Raw genomic sequence first — 18,181 nt, forward strand, 5'->3', positions numbered from 1 at the left:
AAACAGGAATCCAAGCATGTTGAGCACTATTCCACGGGAATGCCCGGCGTTCCTGCTCGAGCGGGCCAAGGCCCTGCCGCGCGTGGTCACGGCGGTGGTAAATCCGGTCAATCTGCTGAGCCTGAGCAGTGCCAAGCGGGCTAGCGATGAAGGGCTGATCGAACCGGTGCTGGTCGGTGATGAAGCGCAGATCCGCGCCCTGGCCGAAGAGCTCGACTGGGACCTGCACGACCTGCGCCTGCTGCCCGCCAGCGACGATGGGCAGAGCGCCGAGATCGCCTGCAGCCTGGCCGGCGCCGGTGACGCGGCGGCACTGATGAAGGGCCATCTGCACACCGACACCCTGCTGCGTGGGGTACTCAAGCGCGAAGCCGGACTGCGTACCGCCAGCCGTCTCAGCCATGTGTTCCACATGACCCTGCCGGGCAGCGACAAGGCACTGTCGATCACCGATGCGGTGATCAACGTGCAGCCCTCGGTGATCGACAAGGTGCATATCGCCCGCAACGCCATCGAACTGATGCACGCCTTGGGTTATGAGCTGCCGCGCATGGCGGTGCTCTCCGGTACCGAGGAAGTGACGCGCAGCATGCCGTCCAGCCAGGATGCCGCCGAGCTGGTCAAACTGGCAGCGATTGGCGCCATCAACGGGGCTTGCGTCGAGGGACCGTTGGCCTTCGATAACGCGGTGTCGCTGGAGGCGGCGCAGATCAAGGGGATCGGCGGTCAGGTGGCGGGTAACGCCGACATTCTGCTGGTGCCGAATCTGGAAGCGGGCAACTTTCTGTTCAAGCAGATGGTGTATTTCATGAGTGCCACGGCCGCTGGTCTGGTGCTGGGCGCACGGGTGCCGATCATCCTCACCTCGCGCGCAGACCCGCTGGAGGCGCGTCTGGCGTCATGTGCCCTGTCATCCATTTTTATCGATTATTGTCGGCAGACGCGCCGCCACTCGCTGGCTGGCTAAGCAACCAAGGAGAACCCCGATGGCTGTGCAACGTTATGGCTTTATCTTCAAGGCACCTGGCATGCAGTTTCTCACCCACAACGGGCGCCTCGAGTCCGACACTTTCGCCGCGACCCTGTGCGGTGTGGCCGGCGTCGAGGAAGCGGTGCTGGTGGCGCAGGAGCTGTTGACCCGGCATGTGCAACTGATCGAACTGTGCGGCGCCTTCACTGAGGCTGAAGTCGAGCAGGTCCGCGCCGCCATCGACGACCGGATTCCAGTGGCCGCCGTGCAATACAGCGCCGAAACGCGCCAGCGTCTGCAGCAGTTGTCCGACTAAGGTAAGCAAACTCGGATACTGCCTTGTAGGCGCCAGCTTGCTGCGGTTCGGCACACCGACGATGTTTGGCGACTATGCTTGACGACTGGCGATGGATCGCCAGCAAGCTGGCTCCTACGCGTGAGTCTCAATAGCGGCGTAGCCCGGATGTAATCCGGGAGCCCTGCTGACCCAGTCCCGGATTACATCCGGGCTACTCATTTTGGCTTCAGAGCGCCGTGGCGCAGTGCGTCTGAGCAATTTCGGCCTGCCACGCGGCCAATACCCGCCGCCGCCACCAGTCGCTGCCTTCGATCAGCTGGCGGATCAGCGCCTGCTGTTGCGCGTCCCCGGCGAACTGCTGCGGGCGTGGCAATACCGGTAGCTGCGGGAGCAGGGTTTGGTAGGCCTGCAGCTGCTCGTCGCTGCTCTGCTGCGAGTCGCTGGGGCAGGGCAGTAACGGCAGCTGCGGGCACAGGTAGAACAGCAGCTGGCGGGTTGCCCTGTGCACCTGCGCGCTGGCGAACAACGCCAGGCTGCACCCATCGAGCAGCTCTGTGGCCAACGGCAGGCCCTCGGCGCCACGGCTCTCGGCGATTTGCCCCCAGCGTGGCGCCAGCTCCTGGCGAATGAAGCCATCCAGGCGCACGGCCAGCTCATCCACGCTCAAGCCCTGAAAATCCAGCCCAGAGCAGTCCTTGAGGATGCGCAGGTAGGTCTTGTCGACCAGGGTGCGACCGGCGTTCTGCCAGCCGCAGCCGGCGGCCTTGACCAGGCTGCCATACAGCTGCAGCAACAGGGCGTTCTCGCTGCTGCGCGCGTCGTTACCCGAGGCAAACGCCGGATGCGGCTGTTGCCAGGCCCGACACAGGTGCTCGCCGATCTGGACGAGGCGCAGGTTATCCAGGGTCATATGCTTTCTCCGCGTGGCCATGCACGCGCTCAATGAGTCATTCGCAGGCACCGTCCTACGCTCAGGCAGGGCCGCGGCCTGGCGGGTTGCGAAGGCGTACGCGCATCACTATATGGGCAACCGTTGCGGCCGATTAGCGCCAGCTGACGCCCGCGGTCTGGGCCAAGCGCGCAGGTGTCGGCTGGCCCCTATGACGGCATCGTCGTGGTCCTAATGGGGCGGCGGAGGTTTCTCTAGCATCGAGACCCAGTGTTTTCATAACCACAGGGTGTAGGTGAGCACATGACAATAAAACAGCACCACACGATCCCGCCCATGCACAGCCAGTCTGTGGATGAGGCGCAGCAGTCGACGTCCTGGCTGGTGCGTCGCCAGCAGAAGCTCAACCTGTTGCTGCCGGGGATCATCGCCTCGCTGATAGTCGCCGCCAGCGCTTCCTTCCTCTCCGAGCATTACGGTGCACCGGTAATGCTGATGGCCCTGTTGCTGGGCATGGCGCTGGGTTTTCTCTCCGAGGAAGGGCGAGCGGTTGCCGGTATCCGTTTCACCTCCAGCACCATCCTGCGTATCGGCGTGGCCCTGCTGGGCATGCGCATCACCCTGGAGCAGATCCTCTCGCTGGGTGGCACGCTGATGGCGGTGGTGATAGGGGCGGTGTTCCTGACCATCAGTTTCGGCATCCTCCTCTCTCGGCTGCTCGGCCAGTCACGCGACTTCGGCGTTCTCAGCGGCGGCAGCGTGGGCATCTGTGGCGCCTCGGCGGCGCTGGCGATTTCCGCGGTACTGCCGCAGAACAAGGACAGCGAGCGCAACACCATCTTCACCGTGATCAGCGTGACCGCGCTGAGCACCATTGCGATGATCGCTTACCCGCCCATTGCCCAATGGTTTGGCCTGGATGCCCAGCAAGCCGGGGTATTCCTCGGTGCGACCATTCACGATGTGGCCCAGGTGGTCGGCGCCGGCTACAGCATGTCGGATGAAACCGGCGATACCGCAACCGTGGTCAAGCTGCTGCGCGTGGCGATGCTGGTGCCGATCGTCTTCAGCCTGTCGTTGCTGATGCGCAAGCGTGGCGCGGCAGATGGCCCGCGCCCGGCGTTGCCGTTGCCTCTGTTCATCATCTTTTTCGTGTTGTTCGTCGCCATTAACAGCAGTGGAGTAGCCTCGACCCAGGTACAGGAATTTGCCGGCGATGTGTCGCGCTGGTGCCTGATCACCGCGATTGCCGCGCTGGGGATGAAGACTTCGCTGAAGTCGCTGCTGGAAGTCGGCTGGCGTCCGGCTACGCTGTTGGTCAGTGAAACCCTGTTTCTCGCCACGCTGATTCTGTTCGCGGTGAAGTGGCTGGGCTGAGAGCTTGTGAAAAAACTCCCGCCTGTTGCGACCGCCTCCAGTCGCCCGCTGCTGACGTTGCGCTACGCCGCGAACACCTGGAGATGGCCTCGCGACGGCGTTCGGTATTTTCACGACCTCTGAGGCAAGCGCCAGAGATGACTTGCACAGGCCCCGCCTGATCAGCAGACTGCCGCCCGCGCGGTAACTGCAAGGGTACGCCGCCTGGCGTGCCCGGCAATGGAGGTGGCATGAGTCTGCAGGTACATGTTTTTTTTCTGCTGTGTGTGGCCCTGGCCACTGTCGCTCAGAGCCTCACCGGCTTCGCCTTCGGCCTGATCCTGCTCGGCCTGGTCGCCACCCTGCAAGTGCTGCCGCTGACCGAGGTGGCGGTGGTGATCAGCATCCTTACCTTGGGCAACGCCCTGGGCACCCTGGGCGGGCCTAAACCGCAACTAGACCGAGCAGTGTTGATGCCCGTGCTGATCAGCAGCCTGCTCGGGGTCAGCCTGGGCATCTGGGGGCTCGGCGCTCTGGAGGGTGGGCAAATTGTCTGGCTACGCCTGTTGCTGGGTGGGCTGATCGTCGTTGCCAGCCTGATGCTGGTGGTGCAAAGCAAACCGCAAGCGCAACTGTCTGGGCAACCCTCGTTCTGGCTGGCCGGAGGCCTGTGCGGGCTGCTCAATGGCATGTTCTCCAGCGGCGGGCCACCGATCGTCTATCACCTGTATCGCCAGCCCCTGGGCTACGAGGTGATCCGCAATACCCTGATCACGGTGTTTGCCGCCAACGCGGCGGCGCGCCTGGGCCTGGTCATGGCGCAAGGGCAACTGACTCTCTCAACCCTGTGGCTGAGTGCCGAAGCCTTGCCGCTGGTGCTGCTGCTCAGTTGGCTGGTGCGCCGTTATCCGCCGAAGTTGTCGCTGCGCACCGTGCGTTGGCTGGTCTTCGTGCTGATGGCGTTGGCCGGTGTCAGCCTGATCTGGGATTCGTTGCCGGGGGTGTTGGCGGCCCGTGCGGTCTGAGTGCGGACCGTACTGGTGATTCAGCCCCCCTGCCAAGGCCACAAATAAACTTTCGCTGCATGGGAATAAAACCCGCTCGCGGTTCGTATACCTGATGAGTACGACGCCTTTAGCAGGCCTTAACCTTCGGAGAAAACCGCCATGCAGCAGAAACTGATAGCCGTTCTGTCCCTCTCGTCCGCCCTCGGCTTCGCCCAGATTGCTCATGCAGGTCCGGCCAGCGATGCCGCCAGCGCGCACTTCCAGGCAATTGGCAGCGGTGATCTGAACCAGCTGATGGCCGCTTATGCCGCTGATGCGCAGTTGAACTGGGTCGGCGGTCCGCTGGACGGCCGCTACCAGGGGGCGGACAGCATTGGCCAACTGTGGCAACGCTTCGCCAAGGCCCAGGGCCCGCTGCAGGTCAGCCAGGCTGGACTGCAGGAGGCGGCCAACCCCAAGGGCGCCACGGTCACCGCCGACGTGCGTTTCAGCGGCAAGCAGCCGATCAACGTGCGTTATGTGCTGACCTATCGCGCCGGCAAGATCGCCAACGAGACCTGGCAAGTGGTGCCGGCGCTGGCGACCAGCGCTTATTGATGATGGCCGGGTCCTGTTGCCCGGTGTGCCTTCTCGAGATCGACGCTGTGGAACATTCCGATGAGCGCTGACAGCGAGACGCTGCTGACCTGCATCCCCCGTCTGCGCCGCTATGCCCGTGCGCTGGTGGGCGACCGGACGGCGGCAGACGATCTGGTGCAGGACACCCTGGAGCGCGCCTGGGGCAAGTTTTCCCTGTGGCGGCGCGGCAGCGATATGCGTGCCTGGCTGTTCGGCATCATGCACAACCTGCACGTCGATCAACGGCGCAAGCCGAGGCTCGACACCCAAGAGCTGGACGAGGAAGCCAGCGAACTGGCCAGCCCCGCCAGCCCGCCAGACGCCCTGGCGTTGCGCGACCTGCAGTCGGCCCTGAGCCAGCTGCCGGACGAGCAGCGCGAGGTGCTGTTGCTGGTGGCGCTGCAGGAAATGAGCTACGAGCAGGTGGCCAGCACCCTGGGTATCCCCGTCGGCACCGTGATGTCGCGGTTGTCGCGGGGCCGGGAGCGGCTGCGCCTGTTGATGGATGGGCGTGCCGCGAGTGTCGCGTTGAAGGTGGTGAAATGAGCCGAATAGAGATCCACGAGCACGAGCTGCAGGCCTATGTCGACGGGCTCCTGCCAGAGTCTCGGCGGGGCGAGGTCGAGGCCTATCTCGCCAGCCATCCGCGTGAGGCGCAACGGCTGCAACGCTACCAGCAGCAGAATCGCGAGATTCGCGCGCTGTTCGATCCGGTGCTGGATGAGCCGGTGCCCGAGCAGCTGCGGGCGGCCGCTTTGGTGCCAGCCACCGCGCGCGCTTCACAGCGGCTGTGGCCGCGCCTGGTGGCCGGGCTGCTGATCGCCTGTTTCAGTGGCGGCGCGGGCTGGCTGCTGCGCGGCGAGTTGCAGCCGCCGCGGCTGGTGCAACTGGATGGCGAGCAGTGGCAGCGCGCATCGCAGCCCGCCAGTTTTGCCCGCCAGGCGGCGATTGCCCATGTGGTGTACAGCCCCGATGTGCGTCGCCCGGTGGAGATCGGCGCCGATCAGGAGGATCAGCTGGTGGCCTGGCTGTCGAAACGCCTGAACGCCAAGATCCAGGCCCCGAGCCTGGGCAGCCTCGGTTACGAGTTGATCGGCGGGCGTTTGCTGCCGGGTAACAGCGGCCCGGTGGCGCAGTTCATGTACCACGATGGCAGCGGTCAGCGCCTGACCCTGTACGTCTCCACCGAGAACAACAGTAACCAGAACACCGGCTTCCACTTCGCCGAGGAAGGTCCGGTCAACGTCTTCTATTGGATCGATGGCCCGTTCGGCTATGCGCTGTCCGCGGGCATCGACAAGGGTGAGCTGGTGCGAGTCGCCAGCGCGGTTTACGCACAACTCCAGCACAAGTGAGTCCAGCCTATGCACCTTTCAACCGGCCGTTTGCGCCGAGGTATTCGCCTGCGCCAGGTTCTGCTCGGCGCCGTGTTGCTGCTGCCCGGTACCACGGTTTTCGCCGAGCAGGGACATAGCGCACATGGCAGCAGTCTCGACGCGGAGCCGTCGGCGCCCTTCGTTGCCAGCAGCGCCCATTCGTTCGCCGAGCTGATGGACCAGGCCATGGGGGCGATGGATCAGGGCATGCGCGCCGCGCCCATGCATGGCGACCCGGACCAGGACTTCGTCAGCATGATGATTCCCCACCATCAGGGCGCCGTGGACATGGCCAAGGCCCTGCTGCTGAACGGCACGGACCCGGAAATGCGTAACCTGGCGCTGTCGATCATCACCGAACAGCAGAATGAAATCCGCCTGATGCGGGCCTGGCAGCAACGCCAGGCCGAGCCAACGACACCCCCTCAAGGCAGCGCGGCTGCGCCTGTGCAACCCGAAGGAGCGACCCGATGAAACAGACTCACACCAGCCTATTGTCCCTCGGCCTGGCCATGGCGCTTGCCAGCGCCTCGGCCATGGCCGCACCCAGCCCGCAGGACCGGGTCTACAGTGCCGACCAGAACAGCAATACGGTCTCGGTGATCGACCCCTCCAGCAACCGCCTGTTGGGGCAGATTCGCCTGGGAAATCCGCGCCCGGACATTCTCTCGCCACTCTACAAGGGTGAGATCAACGTGCATGGGCTGGGCTTCTCGCCCGACCACCAGACCCTGATCGCGATCTCCAACGGCTCCAACTCGGTGGCCTTCATCGACACCGCGAGCAACAAGGTCAAGGCCATCAGCTATATCGGTCGCTCGCCCCATGAGGGTTTCTTCAGTGCCGACGGCAAGGAAGTCTGGGTGACGGTGCGCGGCGCCGATTACATTTCGGTGATTGATGCCAAGACCTATGAGGAAACCCGTCGCATCCACACGGCGCCCGGCCCCGGCATGCTGCTGTTCCACCCGGACGGCAAGCGCGCCTTCGTGGTGCACAGCTTCAGCCCGGAAGTGGCGGTGATCGATGTCGCCAGCCATAAAGTGGTCAAGCGCATCGCCGTGACCAGTCCCTTCTCGCCGTTCCTCCAGCTGAGCCCCGACGCCAAGGAACTGTGGATGACCCACAAGGATGTCGGCAAGGTCACCCGCATCGACCTCGACAGCCTGACGGTCAAGGAGGTGTTCGACACCGGCTTTATCAGTAACCACCTGGCTTTCGCCGAGACCGCGCGCGGCACCCTGGCCTACGTCACCGTCGGCGGCGAGAACCGGGTCAAGGTCTACACCACCGAGAGCCCACCGCAATTGCTCGCCAGCCTGGGAGTGGGTGCGCTGCCGCACGGTATCTGGGCGTCCGACGATGGCTCGCGGGTCTATGTAGGGCTGGAGAATGGCGATGCGGTCGAGGTCATCGACACCGCCAACGACCGCATCATCGCCCGCGTACCGGTCGGCCAGTCGCCCCAGGCCCTGGTCTATCTGTCGAATGCGGTGCCGGCAGGCGATGGTCGCGCCAACCTGCAGCCGCGCGGCAATGGCGAGCCGCACAACGTAGCACTCAAGGCCAAGCAGGGGGAGGGCGGCGGCTTCGTGGTGGCGCGTAATCTGGGGTTGGTCGACTCGCTGGACGTTGCGCTGTTCAAGCTCAAGCCCGAGACGCTGTATAGCCTCTACCTCAGCGGACAGAAGCAGCCGGTGGCGAGTTTCAAGACCAACGCCGCAGGGGCGGCCAATGGCAGCGCCATCGGCCCGCTGCGCGAGGTGGTCAACTCGTTGTCGAAGCGTGAGGTCACGCCGGCTACCTTGCTGGTCATGCAGGGCGACGGCGCCCTGGACAGCAGCAAGGCGGTGCTCAGCAGCGTGCCCTGAGCTCGCGCAATCGAGGTGGCGGTTACTCCGCCGCCTCGTCCTTGCCCAGCTCGCTGAGAGCATCCGGCTGGTTCTTGAAGGCCTTGGCGAAGATATCGCGGTTCTTCGCCATGAAGATGCCCAGCTCCTCGCCTTGTTGCTCGCTCAGCGAGGGCACGGCCTTCTGCAACACATCGGTGAGCAGCTCGGCCAGTTCGAGCATCTTGTCGTGACGATCGGCTTCGGCCTTATCCATAAATAAACGCTCCAGATCGCGACTGCTGCGGTACACCACTTCGACGGCCATTCATCACCTCTACGCCTTCACGCTGATAGGGTTGCAAGAAACTGTTTATTCATACAGTGGTTGCGCAGTGTAATGCAGTCGGCCGGGCCTGGATAGTCCATCCGAGTGTTCAGGGGGGCGGCCAGGTGTGAGCTCCGATCAGCACGGCGTGCACATCAGTGGGTGTAGCGGTGGACGATCCGCTCGATTTCCCCCGACTTACGCAAGCGCTCAATGGCCGCGTTCAGTTGGCGGACGAAATCAGCCTTGAATGGAAAGCGCGCGTTATCGGTGTTGCTGTAGCCGACATGCCCGTGTTCCACGCTAATGGTCGGCCCCTCGACGAGCGGTGTGGCGTCATTGGGGTCATACAGGCCATCGCGGCGCATTAGCGCCAGTTCGGCGAGAATCGCCAGACGTTCGTTGAAGTAGCAGTCGATGCGCTGGCGCAGCAGCTTTTGCAGGTTGGCGCGATTGCCCGGTGCCTCCTCGATCAGGATCAGCCCACGGCGTACCGCGTGCCAGAAGGGTTGGTCCGCCGACAGGTAGCCCGGATTATTGCCGAAGCGCAGCCCCTGGTAGTCGCCCGGCCAACGCTTTCTTGGGCCTTTGGCAAACACCTGGTGGTGGCAGAACACTACCACCCGCTCCTCGAGGATCGGCACCGAATAGGGCGCTATCCAGGGTCGCTCCCGCGGGCGGTGGTAGGGCGGCACTATGGCCAGCGCGCGCCCGGCCTCGACCTCGGCCAAGGCGCGGCGCCAGGGTTGTGGCTCCAGCTTGAGGCGGTAGCCACGTAGCTGCGGTTCGGCCGCGCGCAGGATGTCGGCGTAGATACCGGCGGCTTCATCGCCCGTGCGGTAGGAGTAGGGGGGGTAGGCTTCGTCGAGCAGCAGGGTCACCAAGGTGTCGGCGCAGGCAGCCATGGGCGCCAGGAACAGCAGCGCCAGCAGGGGCAAGGTGCTGGCCAGCCGGCGTGCTACGCATCTGATCATTGGTTTCTCTCGGTTGCCCCGCCACGGCTGGGCATGCAGGCGGCAGGGTCAGGCAATGCCTACTCTTCATCTATAGACCACGCGGTACGATCAGGCGAAGTGTTACCTGGTCCAGGTGGGCTATGGTGATAGATGAACGTTTCACCCTCGTCCACTTGCGCTACCGACCTCAGGTGCAAGTCGAACTCGCCTGCGATCGGCGGGGGTACCTGATGAGAAACAGCATCGGCTTCCGCTTCAATGCCCTGTTCGTGCTGCTGGTCACCGTGCTGCTCGGCTGCTCCGGGGCGCTGGCTTACTGGAGCATGCGCAGCCAGTTGCTCGAACAATACCAACGGACCCGCGACAGCGTGCAGCAGCGCCTGCAGACCAACCTGGTCAACCCCTTGTGGAACTTCGACCTATCGACCCTACAGGACAACCTGACCGCCGAGGTAAAACCGCCGGTGCTGGGGATAGTCGTCTATTCCGACCTCGACGAGCGGATGGCCTCCGCCGGCGTGCTGGAGCCTCCCAGCAGGCGCAGCGCGCTGTATGACCGCCTGGAGTTCCCGCTGCTTAATCGCGGTCGCGATGAGGGTCAGCTACTGGGCCGGGTGCAGGTGCTGCTGTCGCGGCAGGAGATGGAGAGCACCCTCGACGAACAGGTCTGGCGGCGTACCCTCGAGATCCTCGCGCTGGACGTGCTGCTGGTCGCCGCGCTGTCGCTGAGCCTGCGCTTGCTGGTGCTGAAACCGCTGACCGGGCTACGCGATGCGTTGAACCAGGCGGCGGAGCACCGTGGCCCGCCGGAGACGCTGATGCTTCCGAGCACTCGGCATGACGAGTTCGGCGATGTAGTGGGCGGCTTCAACCGCATTGCCCGGCGGCTGGCCGTCGACCTGGAGGACAGGCGCCAGGCCGAGAGTGAGATTCGCCGGGCTTACGAAGAGCTGCAGCGCACCCAGGCCACCCTGATCCAGGCGGAAAAGCTGGCGGCTCTCGGTGGTCTGGTGGCAGGCGTGGCGCATGAGATCAACACACCCTTGGGCATCACCCTGACCGGTGCCAGCGTACTGAGCGACGAGACCCGGCGCTTCGCCGCGCAACTGCAGGCCGGGCAGCTGAAAAAGTCGGACGTCGAGAGTTATCTGCAGGTCGCCGCGGAGAGCGTCGAGCTGATTCAAAGCAACGCCAACCGGGCGGCGCACCTGGTGCACAGTTTCAAGGAAGTGGCCGTCGACCAGACCAGCGAGGCGCGCCGCGAATTCAATCTGGCCCGTTATCTGGACGAGGTGGTCGAGAGCCTGCGGCCGACCTACAAGCGCTTGCCGATCAAGGTGCGCAACAGCTGTGCAGCGAATATTCAACTGGACGGTTACCCGGGCGCGTTGGCGCAAGTGGTGACCAACCTGTTGGTCAACGCACTGACCCATGCTTTCCCCGGCGGGGCGGCGGGTCATATCGATCTCAGCGCGCAGGCCGAGGGTGATGAGGTGATCCTGCAGTTCGCCGATGACGGCACGGGCATCGCCGCCGAACACCTGGCGCATATCTTCGAGCCATTTTTCACCACCAAGCGCGGCGTCGGCGGCAGCGGTTTGGGCCTGCACGTGGTCTATAACATTGTGAATCAGCGTCTGGGCGGGCAGATCCAGGTGGAAAGCACGCCGGGGCAGGGTACGCGCTTCACCCTGCGGATGCCGCTGATCGCCCCGCAGTTGGTAGAGGAGGCAACATGAGCAACGAGCACTCCCATGCAGAAGACGACTGGCTGATTGACGACAGCGTCGAGCCGTCCGTTGCCAGGCCCGAGCCGCCATGGCGGCTGTTGATCGTCGACGATGAACCGGATGTGCACCGGGTCACGCGGCTGGCCTTGCGCGGCATCGAGTACAAGGGCCGCAGCCTGGAACTATTGAGTGCCTATTCGGGGCAGGAGGGTTTCGAGCTGCTACGCGATCAGCCGGGCATCGCCCTGACCCTGCTCGACGTGGTGATGGAAACCGACGACGCAGGGCTGCGCCTGGTGCAACGGGTGCGCGAGGAGCTGGACAATCTGTTGGTGCGCATCGTTCTGCGCACCGGCCAGCCGGGCCAGGCGCCGGAACAGGAGGTGATCCTCAGTTACGACATCAACGACTACAAGGCCAAGACCGAACTGACCCTGCAGAAGCTCTACACCACGGTCATCGCCTCCTTGCGTGCCTATGAGAGCCTGGTCGCCATCGAGCGCAGTCGCCAGGGCCTGAGCAAGATCCTCGAAGGCTCGGCGAATCTCTATCAGATGCACTCGCTGCGCGAGTTTGCCTCCGGCGTGCTGGCGCAGATCGGCGCCATCCTCGATGTCGGCACTCACGGCATCCTCTGTGTACGCCGCGGTGTGGGCAGTGACTCGGTGGCGCTGCAGGTCCTCGGCGCCACCGGCAGCTTCGCCGAGATGGCGCATCATGACGAATTGGACGAAGGCCATCCGGTCTATCCGCTGATGTTGCAGGCGATCGCGAGCCGGCAGAGCCTATACGCCTACCCCAACGAGGTGCTCTACATCCCGACCCAGACTCGCCACGAGTTCCTCCTGTACTTCACCCCGCCCTGGCCACTGACCGAGGTGGACAAGGATCTGCTTGAAGTGTTCTGCAGCCGTATCGCCTCGGCTTTCGACAACCTCCACCACCACCTGCAAATGGCGCGAGCGCAAGAGGCGACGGTGGTGGCTCTGGCCGACCTCGCCGAGTACCGCGACAGCGACACCGGCGATCACGTGCTGCGCGTCGAACACTGGACTGCGCGCACCGCCCGACGCATGGCCGAGCGCGGCGACTACCCGGATGAATTGACCCCGCGTTTCCTCGAACTGATCGGCATGGCCAGCATTCTGCACGACGTCGGCAAGGTCGCCACCCCGGATCTGGTGCTGTTCAAGCCCGGCGTGCATGACCAGGAGCAGCGCGAGGTGATGCGTCGGCATGCCAGCATCGGCGCCGCCATCCTGCAGCGTTCGGCACGCATGGTGGAGGGTCAGAGCTACCTGTCGATCGGTGCCGAGATCGCCGGCGGGCATCACGAACACTTCGATGGCCAGGGTTATCCGCAGGCCCTGAAGGGCGAGCAGATTCCCCTCTCGGCGCGCATCGTGGCGGTGGTCGACGTGTTCGATGCACTGATGCACCGCCGTCCTTACAAGGAGCCCTGGTCACTGGCCGACTCCCTGGCCTATATCCGCGAGCGCAGTGGCAAGCAGTTTGATCCCAAGGTGGTAGCGGCCTTCCTTGATGAAGTCGACGAGGAGTACTCCGAGTCTCAGGACAGTGCCTGAACGGGAGTGGCAGAGCGGCCAGATGATCGAGCAGGAGGACGCGGGTGGGTGCAGCAATTCGCGTCCGTTGGTCCTGCCAGGCCGCGCCAGCAAGCCGCTGTACTAAACTGGAAGCACGGGCATGGGCCTCATCCACTGCTCGGGATGGGGGCAGGGAGTTCCCCTGACAGCGCGCAACAGACCCGTTGCGAGATGAGTCGGCTGTGTTATCCGCAGCGACTCGCGCGGGCTTCATCGGGACGAGGGGCCAGCGGCAATCTCCAGGCCAGCGGCAGGAGGTGCATCATGACCATGGCCAACCGTTTACAGAGCTATTTAGCAGACAACCATACGAGCTACGACATGCTCCAGCACGACCTCTCGATGACCACCCGTGAGGCGGCGCGGCGTGCCGGCGTGCCACCACACCTGATGGCCAAACCGGTGATCCTCGATGACTTTCAGGGGCATTGGCTGATGGCGGTGGTTCCGGCTACTCGTCAGGTCAACCTCAACAAGGTCAACAAACTCACCAAGCGTCACTGGCGCCTGGTGCATGAGAGCGAGTTCAGCAGCCGCTTCAACGACTGCGCCCTGGGCGCGATTCCTCCGGTCGGCACAGCCTTCGAGATGGACACCCTGATCGATCAGTCGCTCACCGGGGTCAAGGATGTATATTTCGAGTCTGGCGATCATGAAGGCTTGGTGCATATGAGTTCGGAGCAATTTCTCCAGCTCATGCCAACCGCCCAACACGGTTTCTTCAGCGAATCAGCCTGACCTCTGGGCGGCGCCGTTGCTACGGCGCCCCCTTTTCCCAATTGATGGGCCTACCATGGCGGTCGCGTATTTCTTTGCGCGCGCTGGCGGGCCTGCGCACTTGTACGAGGGCTACCCGTTCGGGGTGGTCCTGTTCCTGCATAGCCTAATCGTCACGCTGGCGAGGGATCATCGCCGCGTAGGTATTTTGCAGTCTTTAAGGAGCGCAACGAGTGAGCATCAATTGGGCCGAACGCCTGCGTGAACAGATGCATGGGTTGTCCGATTCGCTGGGCATTCTTCTGGTCGAAGCCTTTCACTACCTGGCGCTGTTCGCCATCGGTGCGGTGACAGCCTGGGCGGCGGTGGTGGCGTTTCTCGGGATGATCGACAAGGGTCATATCACGGTCGATGACATCCTCTTGCTGTTCATCTACCTGGAACTGGGGGCGATGGTCGGGATTTATTTCAAGACCAATCACATGCCGATCCGCTTCCTGATTTACGTGGCGATCACCGCGCTGACCCGCCTGCTGATCGCCGATGTCTCGCACCATAATCGCCCGGATTGGGGCGTGGTGATGATTTCCGGGGCCATCCTGTTGCTGGCACTGTCGATTTGGGTGGTGCGCTTCGCCTCGGCCAAGTATCCCTCGGTACAAGCCGACGGCCCGCGTCGGCGGCGCAACCCAGCCGATGAGGCGGCGGAGAAGGACGACCGTGTGGGCGAGGTGTAAGTGTGTAGCCCGGATGCAATCCGGGAAGCCTGCTTGCCGAGCCCCGGATTGCATCCGGGCTACTTAAGCTGTCAGTGGGGCAGGGGCGCGAACAGATCCTGCAGGTCATTCTCGCTGAGTTGCCATTGTCCCTGGCTAGCGCCTTCCAGCACGCCACGGGCCAGGTTGGCCTTGGCCTGCTGCAACTGCTGGATTTTCTCTTCCACGCTGCCACGGGCGATCAGCTTGTAGACGAACACCGGCTTGTCCTGGCCGATGCGGTAGGCGCGGTCGCTGGCCTGGGCCTCGGCGGCCGGGTTCCACCAGGGGTCGAAGTGGATCACGGTATCGGCGGCGGTGAGGTTCAAGCCGGCGCCGCCGGCTTTCAGACTGATCAGGAAGATCGGTAGTTCGCCGCTCTGGAACTGCGCCACCGGCGTGCGTCGATCTTGGGTGCTGCCGGTGAGCTTGGCATAGTCGATCTTGCGTTTCTGCAGCTCGACCTCGATCAACGCCAGCATCGAGGTGAACTGGGAGAACAGCAGCACCCGGCGACCCTCGGCGAACAGCTCTTCGAGCATCTCCAGCAGGGCGCTGAGCTTGCCCGAGTCGTGGCTGCTCAGCGCCGCGTGGCTATTGTCGTTGTCATCGTCGAGCAGGCGCAGGTCGCAGCAGGCCTGGCGCAGGCGCAGCAGGGCCTCGAGGATGACGATCTGGCTGCGCGCCAGGCCTTGGCGGGCGATTTCCGCACGGACTTTCTGGTCCATGGCCAGGCGCAGAGTCTCGTAACGGTCGCGCTGGGCGGCGCTCAGCTCGACCCAGTGGGTGATCTCGGTTTTCGGCGGCAGTTCGGGCGCCACTTGTTCCTTGTTGCGGCGCAGGATGAAGGGTTTGATCCGTCCGCGCAGGTGCGCCAGGCGCTGTTCGTTGCCTTGCTTCTCGATGGGCGTGCGGTAGTCGCGGGTGAAACTCTTGCTGTCGCCGAGCCAGCCGGGCATGAGGAAGTTGAACAGCGCCCACAGCTCGCCCAGGTGGTTCTCCAGGGGCGTACCGGTCAGGCACAGGCGCTGTCGCGCCTGAATCTGCCCGGCGGCCAGTGCCGCCTTGCTGCGCGGATTCTTGATGTTCTGCGCCTCATCGAGAATCAGTAGCTGGAAGGGCTGTGCAGTCAGCGCCTTGAGGTCGCGCGGCAGCAGGGCATAGGTGCTGAGGATGATGTCGTGCTCGCCGATCAGCTTGAACTGGCTGCGGCGTTTCGGCCCATACAGGGCCAGTACCTTGAGCTGCGGGGCGAAGCGGGCGGCTTCGTCCTGCCAGTTGGGAATCAGGCTGGTGGGCATGACGATCAGCGCGGGATGCTGCAGGCGCCCGGCGTGCTTCTCACCGAGGATGTGCGCCAGAGTCTGCAGGGTCTTGCCCAGGCCCATGTCGTCGGCCAGCACGCCGCCGACCTGCAACTCGCCGAGTGCCTGCATCCAGGCCACGCCGTGCAGCTGATAAGGCCGCAGCTCGGCTTGCAAGCCTTCGGGCGCCTGGATGCTTTGCGCCGGCAATGTATGCAGGCGCTGGGCGAACTCGCGCAGGGGCGCACCGCCCTGCCAGCTCAGCGCCGGCCCCTGCTCCAGTTCGCTCAGGCGCGCGGCGTCGGCGCGCGGTAGGCGCAGGCGCTGACTGGACTCGCCCGGCTCACGCAGAAACAACTCGCCGAGGGTTGCCAGCAGCGGCTTCAAGCGAGCGAAGGGCAGGGCGATGCGCCGTGTGCTCTGCGGCAGATTGACCAGCATCACCTCGTCATCCGCCCGCTTGTTCAGGGCCTCGCCGTTGAGCAGCCAGGGCGTGCGGCGAATCGCCTGCAACAGGATCGGCAGCAGGCTGATGCGCTGGCCTTCGACCTCGATACCCAGCTCCAGCTCGAACCAGTCGAGTTCCGGCGCCTCCTCGACCTCGGCATACCAGTCGTCTACCTGCGCCAGATTGAACTGGAAATCCGGTTGCATGTGAATCTGCCAGCCCTCATCGCGCAGACGCGGCAGCTGCTCCTGGACGAACTTCAGCCAGGCACTGTCGTGGCTCAGCTCGAAGGGCTCGCCGGCGTGCTCGGGCAACGCTTCGCTCTGCCGCAGGGCGACCTGCAGGCCGGTGTCTTCCAGGCGTTTACGCAGGGCGGCTTCGCCGGCGCCATCACGGATGATGCGCAGGCTCAGCGCCGGACTCTGGCGCACCAGCAGATCCTTGGACGGCTTGCCGAAGGTGCGCTGGCCCTGGTAGTCGAAGGCCAGGGCGGCGCGGTGCTGGGTCTGTTCATGCATGCGCCCCTTGCGCGCATCGAAATGCACCCGCACATGGCTGCCGAGGGTCAGCAGCGGTTGCGGCTGCAGGCCCTCCACGCGCTGCTCGACGGTATCCTTGCTCGGCACTATCAGCGCGCTGAGGTCGGCCCCCGAGTGTTGCTGGGCCTCCAGGGTCAACAGGGCCGCGACCACATGCTTGCAGTTGAAACCCACCGGGCAGTTGCAGCGACCGCTCACGCCCCAGCCCTGGCCATAAGGCTGCAGGGTGATGCGCTGCTGGTATGTCTGCGCCGCCGAGCCCTGGCAGCTGGCCGTCAGGGTATGGTCCTTGAGACTGAGCAGGGTGCTGCGCTTTTGCTCGGCATAGCCGACGCCGCGGGTGAAATCACCGCTGCCGAACTCGGCACGCCAGTCGGCCTGGTGCAGGTGCAGGATATCCAGGCTCATCGGGTGAGCCCCGGGTGCGAGCGATGGAGTCCGGACATGGCGCCGCCGAAGCCGTGGGAAGCCGACAATTTTGGCACAGCTGAGCGTGGATTAGCAGGGCGTTGCCGAGCATGCTGCCGGCGGCGAATGAGGCCTGGAACCGTGGCTCAGCCGGCGAACGCCAGGCGGTACTGCCCCGGCGTGGCGGCGTAAGCCTGACGAAAGCGGTTGCTGAAGTGACTGGCGCTGGAGAAGCCGCAGGCCAGGGCAATCTCGCCCAACGGCTGGGCGGTCTGGCGCAGCAGCGCTTGCGCCCGCGCCAGACGGCGGCTGAGCAGGTAGCGGTGCGGCGGCATGCCGAAACTCAGGTGAAACATCCGCGCGAAATGGTACTCGGACAGCGCGCAGAGACCGGCCAGATGGCCCAGGCTGAGCGGCTCGCTGAGGTGCTCCTCGATAAATTCGCGCAGACGGCGACGTTGCGTCGGCGCCAGGCCACCGCTCAGCCGCAGGCCATCGCGGCGGCCGACCTGGGACAACAGGGCATGGTCGAGCAGATCATGGGCCAGGCTGCTGGTCAGCAGGCGTTCGCCGGGTTCCTGCCAGTTGAGCCGACACAGTTGGCGAAAGCGCAGGGCCTGCTGCGGGTCGTCGAGGAAGGTACTTTCGCGCAGTTGCAGCTCCCGCGGTTCGCGGTCGAGCAGGCGGACCGCGCCTTGGGCAAACTGTTCCTCGCCGATGTACAGGTGCGCCAGATGGATCTCGCCGTCGATCACCCAGGCCGATTGGTGGCCGGCCGGCAGCACGCACAGTTTGTCCGGTGCACCCTTGCTGCTCGGGCGCTCGCGGCGAAAGGTGCCGGTGCCGCCCGCCAGGTAGCAGGACAGAGTGTGGTGGGTCGGTGCCTGGTAGGCGCGGCGGTCGTCACGGTTGCTCCACAGCGCCGCGACCAACCCATCGCCCAGCTCGGCGCTGCGCTGCAGGCGCGCGTGCGGCGAGCTGTTCATACTCTGAAAGACCTGTAGCTGTTCGAGTTGCGACATAAGCATCCCCTTGGCCCCGATATG

General features: G+C 64.5%; 18 protein-coding genes. 13 read left to right on the forward strand and 5 right to left on the reverse strand.

Features of this window, described 5'->3' with window-relative positions:
• Positions 1-16: 16 nt before the first annotated feature.
• Complete coding sequence (locus TMS3_RS09000; protein ID WP_025164939.1) at positions 17-967, forward strand: bifunctional enoyl-CoA hydratase/phosphate acetyltransferase; 951 nt, start codon at positions 17-19, stop codon at positions 965-967.
• A 19-nt stretch (positions 968-986) separates the two neighbouring features.
• Complete coding sequence (locus tag TMS3_RS09005; RefSeq protein ID WP_025164940.1) at positions 987-1,286, forward strand: DUF6506 family protein; 300 nt, start codon at positions 987-989, stop codon at positions 1,284-1,286.
• Positions 1,287-1,494: 208 nt separating this feature from the next.
• Here TMS3_RS09005 and TMS3_RS09010 read toward each other — a convergent pair whose 3' ends face one another.
• Entirely contained in the window at positions 1,495-2,178 is a 684-nt protein-coding gene (locus tag TMS3_RS09010) for a hypothetical protein (protein WP_025164941.1), read from the reverse strand.
• A gap of 315 nt (positions 2,179-2,493) precedes the next feature.
• Between TMS3_RS09010 and TMS3_RS09015 the strand changes: the two genes are divergently transcribed.
• The 7 genes from TMS3_RS09015 to TMS3_RS09045 all read left to right on the forward strand — a co-directional run bounded on the left by TMS3_RS09015 (position 2,494) and on the right by TMS3_RS09045 (position 8,385).
• Positions 2,494-3,534 carry a YeiH family protein gene (locus TMS3_RS09015; RefSeq protein WP_025164942.1) on the forward strand — a complete coding sequence of 347 codons (1,041 nt, stop codon included), beginning with the start codon at positions 2,494-2,496 and terminating at the stop codon, positions 3,532-3,534.
• Positions 3,535-3,764: 230 nt separating this feature from the next.
• Positions 3,765-4,538, forward strand: coding sequence for a sulfite exporter TauE/SafE family protein (locus TMS3_RS09020; RefSeq protein ID WP_025164943.1), 774 nt, complete (start codon positions 3,765-3,767; stop codon positions 4,536-4,538).
• Positions 4,539-4,679: 141 nt separating this feature from the next.
• Complete coding sequence (locus tag TMS3_RS09025; protein ID WP_025164944.1) at positions 4,680-5,117, forward strand: nuclear transport factor 2 family protein; 438 nt, start codon at positions 4,680-4,682, stop codon at positions 5,115-5,117.
• Positions 5,118-5,177: 60 nt separating this feature from the next.
• Entirely contained in the window at positions 5,178-5,684 is a 507-nt protein-coding gene (locus TMS3_RS09030; RefSeq protein ID WP_025164945.1) for an RNA polymerase sigma factor, read from the forward strand.
• Positions 5,681-6,493, forward strand: a complete 813-nt coding sequence (locus TMS3_RS09035) for an anti-sigma factor family protein (protein WP_025164946.1) — start codon at positions 5,681-5,683, stop codon at positions 6,491-6,493. Before TMS3_RS09030 ends, TMS3_RS09035 begins: the two co-directional genes overlap by 4 nt.
• A gap of 9 nt (positions 6,494-6,502) precedes the next feature.
• Complete coding sequence (gene copM / locus TMS3_RS24590) at positions 6,503-6,988, forward strand: CopM family metallochaperone (RefSeq protein ID WP_025164947.1); 486 nt, start codon at positions 6,503-6,505, stop codon at positions 6,986-6,988.
• Entirely contained in the window at positions 6,985-8,385 is a 1,401-nt protein-coding gene (locus TMS3_RS09045) for a YncE family protein (RefSeq protein ID WP_025164948.1), read from the forward strand. Before copM ends, TMS3_RS09045 begins: the two co-directional genes overlap by 4 nt.
• Before the next feature lie 22 nt (positions 8,386-8,407).
• Here the strand turns inward: TMS3_RS09045 and TMS3_RS09050 are convergent, their stop codons facing one another.
• Together TMS3_RS09050 and TMS3_RS09055 are read right to left on the reverse strand one after the other, a co-directional pair.
• On the reverse strand, positions 8,408-8,671 hold the full coding sequence (locus tag TMS3_RS09050; protein ID WP_025164949.1) for a YebG family protein: 264 nt from the start codon (positions 8,669-8,671) through the stop codon (positions 8,408-8,410).
• A gap of 155 nt (positions 8,672-8,826) precedes the next feature.
• Complete coding sequence (locus TMS3_RS09055) at positions 8,827-9,645, reverse strand: substrate-binding periplasmic protein (protein WP_051394213.1); 819 nt, start codon at positions 9,643-9,645, stop codon at positions 8,827-8,829.
• A 212-nt stretch (positions 9,646-9,857) separates the two neighbouring features.
• Here TMS3_RS09055 and TMS3_RS09060 point away from each other — a divergent pair, with 212 nt between their 5' ends.
• The 4 genes from TMS3_RS09060 to TMS3_RS09075 all read left to right on the forward strand — a co-directional run bounded on the left by TMS3_RS09060 (position 9,858) and on the right by TMS3_RS09075 (position 14,418).
• A complete protein-coding gene (locus TMS3_RS09060) occupies positions 9,858-11,366 on the forward strand; it encodes a sensor histidine kinase (RefSeq protein ID WP_025164951.1) in 1,509 nt (502 codons plus the stop codon).
• On the forward strand, positions 11,363-12,943 hold the full coding sequence (locus TMS3_RS09065) for a DUF3369 domain-containing protein (protein ID WP_025164952.1): 1,581 nt from the start codon (positions 11,363-11,365) through the stop codon (positions 12,941-12,943). Before TMS3_RS09060 ends, TMS3_RS09065 begins: the two co-directional genes overlap by 4 nt.
• A 285-nt stretch (positions 12,944-13,228) precedes the next feature.
• Positions 13,229-13,702 carry an aminoacyl-tRNA deacylase gene (locus tag TMS3_RS09070; RefSeq protein ID WP_025164953.1) on the forward strand — a complete coding sequence of 158 codons (474 nt, stop codon included), beginning with the start codon at positions 13,229-13,231 and terminating at the stop codon, positions 13,700-13,702.
• A gap of 212 nt (positions 13,703-13,914) precedes the next feature.
• Entirely contained in the window at positions 13,915-14,418 is a 504-nt protein-coding gene (locus TMS3_RS09075; RefSeq protein WP_025164954.1) for a phosphate-starvation-inducible protein PsiE, read from the forward strand.
• 71 nt (positions 14,419-14,489) lie between these two features.
• Here the strand turns inward: TMS3_RS09075 and TMS3_RS09080 are convergent, their stop codons facing one another.
• Both TMS3_RS09080 and TMS3_RS09085 read right to left on the reverse strand, forming a co-directional pair.
• Positions 14,490-17,135, reverse strand: a complete 2,646-nt coding sequence (locus tag TMS3_RS09080; RefSeq protein WP_025164955.1) for a DEAD/DEAH box helicase — start codon at positions 17,133-17,135, stop codon at positions 14,490-14,492.
• Positions 17,136-17,281: 146 nt separating this feature from the next.
• A complete protein-coding gene (locus tag TMS3_RS09085) occupies positions 17,282-18,157 on the reverse strand; it encodes an AraC family transcriptional regulator (protein WP_025164956.1) in 876 nt (291 codons plus the stop codon).
• Positions 18,158-18,181: the final 24 nt, after the last annotated feature.

Origin of the sequence: Pseudomonas taeanensis MS-3, assembly GCF_000498575.2 — a bacterium.
GTDB lineage: Bacteria > Pseudomonadota > Gammaproteobacteria > Pseudomonadales > Pseudomonadaceae > Aquipseudomonas > Aquipseudomonas taeanensis.